This window comes from Neisseria sp. P0009.S007 (genome assembly GCF_051962515.1).
Genome location: NZ_JBQCVF010000560.1, coordinates 1 through 994 on the forward strand (window position 1 = coordinate 1; position 994 = coordinate 994).

Annotated in this window: 1 protein-coding gene; it reads right to left on the bottom strand. The window is 53.4% G+C overall.

What is annotated here, in order from left to right; genetic code table 11:
• The coding region (gltS, locus tag ACTHS3_RS14795; RefSeq protein WP_440368344.1) for a sodium/glutamate symporter at nucleotides 1-994 on the bottom strand (994 nt) is incomplete at both ends.

A 994-nucleotide genomic window follows, 5' to 3' on the forward strand; every position in this document is an offset into this window, starting at 1 on the left:
TCGCGACCCATGAAGACGTAGGTAACGAAAGTGGCGTACAGAATCATCACGACGGTTTGTACGGCCAAGATGATGGTTACAGGGCCTGCCAAACCGGTCAATTCCCACAGTTTCAGGTTCAGAAGGGCCATAGACAGGAAGAGAGACAGGGAGGCGTTACCGAATACGTCGATGGCACGGTCAAACATATTGACTTTGAAAGCGGCAGTCAGGACGTTGCGGATGACCACGCCTGCAAACAGACACCATACGAATTTAGGCAGGTCGAAGAAGGCTTTGTCGTAGCCGTCGACAATTTCGGCAAAAGCCAAACATGCGGCAAACATCGCGAGCGTTTCGACAGCGGAGTCAGCCGTAATCAGGCGGGTGCGCTGTGCTTGCTCGAAGACGTCGTCGGTTTGGTCGTTGTCAACTGGTTTTTTATTTGTTTCCAGAGGTTTGCGACCCATTTTGTTGATCAGGCGACGGGCAACGGGACCGCCGATCAGGCCGCCGAATACTAGGCCGAAGGTGGCGGAAGCCATACCCAAGCCGGTTGCGCCGGTCAGGCCAAATTTGCTTTCAAAGTCAGGGCCCCATGCGCCGGCTGTACCGTGACCACCGGTCAGGGTAATCGAACCGGTAATCAGGCCGATCAGCGGATCCAGACCCAATGCGCTTGCCAAGCCGACACCGACGAAGTTTTGGATGATGATGAATGCACCCACCACGGCGGTAAAGATAACCAAAGGCAGGCCGCCCGCTTTCAAACGGGAGAAGTCCGCGCTCAAACCGATGGATGTAAAGAAGATGAGCATGAACGCATCTTGCAGCGGTTTTTCAAATTTGAAGCTTACGCCGTAGGCTTCGTGCAGGGCGAACAGGACGATAGCGGCAACCAAACCGCCAGCGACCGGCTCGGGAATATTGAAGTCTCTTAAGAATTTGATTTTTTGAACCAGAAATTTACCAACCAGCAACACGAGCGTGGCGGCAATCAGTGTGTAATAACTGT